At 72.7% G+C, this 4,036-nt stretch carries 2 protein-coding genes and 1 pseudogene; 2 read left to right on the forward strand and 1 reads right to left on the reverse strand.

All coding sequences use genetic code 11. From position 1 onward, the window contains the following. Both JHD21_RS21235 and JHD21_RS21240 read left to right on the forward strand, forming a co-directional pair. Nucleotides 1–1,234 (forward strand): annotated as a pseudogene (locus tag JHD21_RS21235) (hypothetical protein); the annotation flags it as partial. Between the two features lie 21 nt (nt 1,235–1,255). Next, nucleotides 1,256–3,292: a VWA domain-containing protein gene (locus tag JHD21_RS21240; RefSeq protein ID WP_292679468.1), complete on the forward strand. Its 2,037-nt coding sequence runs from the start codon at nt 1,256–1,258 to the stop codon at nt 3,290–3,292. A 4-nt stretch (nt 3,293–3,296) separates the two neighbouring features. Here JHD21_RS21240 and JHD21_RS21245 read toward each other — a convergent pair. Further along, nucleotides 3,297–4,036, reverse strand: a 740-nt coding sequence (locus JHD21_RS21245) for a hypothetical protein (RefSeq protein ID WP_292679470.1), incomplete at its 5' end; no start/stop codon positions are given.

Here is a 4,036-nt window from a genome sequence, read left to right on the forward strand (position 1 = left end):
GGCCTCCCCGGCCTCGCCCCCGGATGCCAAGCCGATCGTCGGGGCCCCGATCCCGCTGACGGCCCAGCCCGAGCAGATCGCCGCCGGGCCGGACGGCAACATGTGGGTCTCCCTGTCCGGCTCCGCGGACGACCTGGCGAAGGTGACCCCCGCCGGCGCGGTCACCTACTACGACCTGGGGGGCGTCAGCGGCCTCGGTGCGCTCACCGTCGGTCCCGACCAGAACCTGTGGGCCACCGTCAGCACCGGTGTCGTGAAGATCCCGCCCGCCGACCCGACCAACGAGACGTCGTACGCGATCGGCGGCTTCACCGACGCCCGCGGCATCGACCTGGGTCCCGACGGCAACCTCTGGGCCGCCAGCGGTGACACCGTCTTCCGGATCCCGGTGGCCAACCCGGTGACGGCCACGCCGTTCACCGTCCCCGGCATGGGCGCCCGCGAGGTGGCCGCCGACGGGAGCCGGGTCTGGGTCGTCGACAACGCGGGTGGCCGGGTCCTGGCCTTCGCCCCGGACGGGACCTTCACGACTCACGCCGTGGGTGGCAGCCCGCAGGGCATCGCGACCGGGCCGGCCGGTCAGGTGCTCTACAGCAACCCCGAGTCCGGTGCCCACCACGCCGCCCGCCTCACCCTCGGCGGCACGCCGCAGAAGACCCCGCTGCCGGCCACCGACCCCTCGTTCAGCGTCGCCTTCGGCGCCGACGACGCCTACTGGGTGGGGCTGTTCCTGACCCGGGAGATGGCCCGGATCACCCCGACCGGCGAGCTCACAAGGTACGGCACCTTCCCGGCGCCGTACCTGCCGCGGTTCGTCGCGGCCGGCCCGGGCGACACGATCTGGGTCTCGCTGCAGGACCCCGGCAACAACGGCGCCATCGGCGTGGTCACCGGGCTCGACGTCGACAAGACGGCGACGATCACGGTGAAGGGGTCCAAGGCCAAGGTCAAGAAGGGCAAGGCCAAGGTGAAGCTCCAGTGCCCGGCGACCGAGGTCAGCGGCCCGTGCACCGGCAAGGTCAAGCTCAAGGCGCTGAGCGGCAAGAAGAGGGGCCTCGGGTCCCAGGCCTACTCGGTCGCGGCCGGCAAGACTGGCACCGTCAAGGTGAAGCTCAGCCAGGCGACGCTCGACCGGATCGGCCCCGACGGCCTGAAGGCCAAGGCGGTCGTCACCGTCCGTGACTCGCTCGGCAACAAGGCCAAGGTCGTGAAGCGGATCAAGCTGGTGCGTTGAGCCCGGTCGTAGGCTGACCGGGTGCCTCGCTCCCGGACCCGCGCCTCGCGCTTCCGCCGGTACGACGGCGGCGACCCGCTCGCCCCGCCGGTCGACCTGCGGGAGGCGGTCGAGGCCATCGGCGAGGACGTGATGGCCGGGTACTCGCCGGAGCGGGCGATGCGCGAGTTCCTGCGCCGCGGGGGCCGCGACCAGGCCGGCCTCGACGACCTGGCCCGCCGGGTGGCCGAGCGGCGCCGCGAGCTCACCCAGCGGCACAACCTCGACGGGACCCTGCAGGAGGTGCGCGAGCTCCTCGACAAGGCCGTGCTCGAGGAGCGCAAGCAGCTGGCCCGGGACGTCGACCTGGACGACGCCGACCGGGCCTTCCGGGAGATGCAGCTCGAGGGCCTACCGCCCAACGTCGCGGCGGCGGTCAGCGAGCTGTCGTCGTACGACTGGCAGAGCCGCGAGGCTCGCGAGGCCTACGAGCAGATCAAGGACCTGCTCGGCCGCGAGCTCCTGGACCAGCGCTTCGCGGGGATGAAGCAGGCGCTGGAGAACGCGACCGACGAGGACCGGGCAGCGGTCAACGCGATGCTGGAGGACCTCAACGAGCTGCTGGAGAAGCACCGGCGCGGCGAGGACACCCAGGAGGACTTCGAGGAGTTCATGGGCAAGCACGGGGACTTCTTCCCCGAGAACCCGCAGAACATCGACGAGCTCCTCGACGCGATGGCCAAGCGGGCCGCCGCGGCGCAGCGGATGCTCAACTCGATGAGCGCCGAGCAGCGGGCCGAGCTGATGGAGCTCTCGCAGCAGGCGTTCGGGTCACCGGCCCTGATGGAGTCGATGGCCCGGCTGGACGCCAACCTCCAGTCCCTGCGCCCCGGCGAGGACTGGGGTGGCTCGGAGCGGATGGACGGCGAGGAGGGCCTCGGCCTCGGCGACGGGACGGGTGTCTTCCAGGACCTGGCCGACCTCGACGACCTGGCCGAGCAGCTCGGCCAGTCCTACGGCGGCGCCCGCATGGACGACCTCGACCTGGACAAGCTGGCCCGGCAGCTCGGCGCGGAGGCGGCGGTCGACGCGCGCACGCTCCAGCAGCTCGAGCAGGCGCTCCGCGACAGCGGCACCCTGCAGCGCGGCACCGACGGCAACCTGCGGCTCACCCCGAAGGCGATGCGCCAGCTCGGCAAGGCACTCCTGCGCGACGTCGCCGACAAGATGTCCGGCCGGCAGGGCCAGCGTGAGCTGCGCCGGGCGGGCGCCGCCGGCGACCTCTCCGGAGCGACCCGGCAGTGGGAGTTCGGCGACACCGAGCCGTGGCACGTCCCGCGCACCGTGCTCAACGGCGTCGTCCGCCGCGCCGGTGACCCGACCGGACAGCGGGTCAGCATCGAGGACGTCGAGGTCCAGGAGACCGAGGCGCGCACCCAGGCGTGCGTGGCGCTGCTGGTGGACACGTCGTTCTCGATGGCGATGGACGGCCGCTGGGTGCCGATGAAGCGCACCGCCCTGGCCCTGCACACCCTCATCACGTCACGCTTCCGGGGCGACGCCCTGCAGCTCATCGGTTTCGGCCGCTATGCCGAGACCATGGAGATCGAGGAGCTGACCGGCCTCGACTCCAGGTGGGACAAGGGCACCAACCTGCACCACGCGCTGCTGCTGGCCAACCGGCACTTCCGCAAGCACCCCAGCGCCCAGCCCGTGCTGCTGATCGTCACCGACGGTGAGCCGACCTCCCACCTCGAGCCCGACGGCGAGGTCTACTTCGCCTACCCGCCCTCGCCGCTGACCATCGCCTATGCGGTGCGCGAGCTGGACAACGCCGCACGCCTCGGCGCCCAGACGACGTTCTTCCGGCTCGGCGAGGACCCCGGCCTGGCCCGGTTCATCGACTCCATGGCCGACCGGGTCGAGGGCCGGGTCGTCGCGCCCGAGCTCGACGACCTCGGCGCCGCCGTCGTCGGGTCCTACCTCGGCTCGCGGACGTCCTACCGCTCCGGCTTCGGCGGCGGTGGGTACGGCGACTGGTTCGGCGGCCGCGGGTTCTGGGTGGGCGACCAGGCGTGACCCCCTAGCAGCTGGTCCGTGTCTCGGCCGAGCAGCGGTCCCTGCCGCGGGCGCCCTTGGCCACGTCCGCGCCGGGTCCGCCGACGAGGACGTCGTCGCCGGACGAGCCGCGCAGCTCGTCGGCACCGCCCTCGCCGTAGGCCCGGATGGAGCGCTGGGCCGGTGGGCCGACGCACCCGTCGGATGCTTGGAAGACGACCAGGTCGTCGCCACCACCACCGTGGACAGTCGCGTGACAGCCCCGGACCCTGATCGTGCTCGGCTCCGCGCCGCCACGGACCAGGTTGCGGTCGAAGAACTCCAGACCAGCGTTCGTGAACGAGACGAGCTCCGCCTGGGCACCTCCCCCGACCGAGGCGAGGCCGGAGCGCAGGTCGATGACGGCGCGCTGCTCGGCCACCCATCTGCCCCCGTAGCCGGTCAGCACGAACGTGTCGGAGCCCGGGCCCCCGTCGTAGGGCCCGGTCAGTGACGAGTCGATCGTCAGCGTGTCGTCGCCGCCGCCCATGTCCACGCGAGCCTCGCCGGGCCCGGCGCGCGGGCCCTGGCCCAACGAGAGCTCTTCGTCGGCCGGCCCGCCCCTGAAGCTCAGCGTGTCGAAGCGCAGTGCCGCCAGGTCGAAGGCCTCGATGTCGGTGACCGGCATCGAAGCGCCGCCCACGGAGATCGTGCCCGCACGGCTGTCGACCGACCAGCCGCCCCCGGTGCGGTCGGACATGACGACGAGGTCGTGCTGTCTGCCGC

This window comes from Nocardioides sp., assembly GCF_016462705.1.
Classification (GTDB): domain Bacteria; phylum Actinomycetota; class Actinomycetes; order Propionibacteriales; family Nocardioidaceae; genus Nocardioides.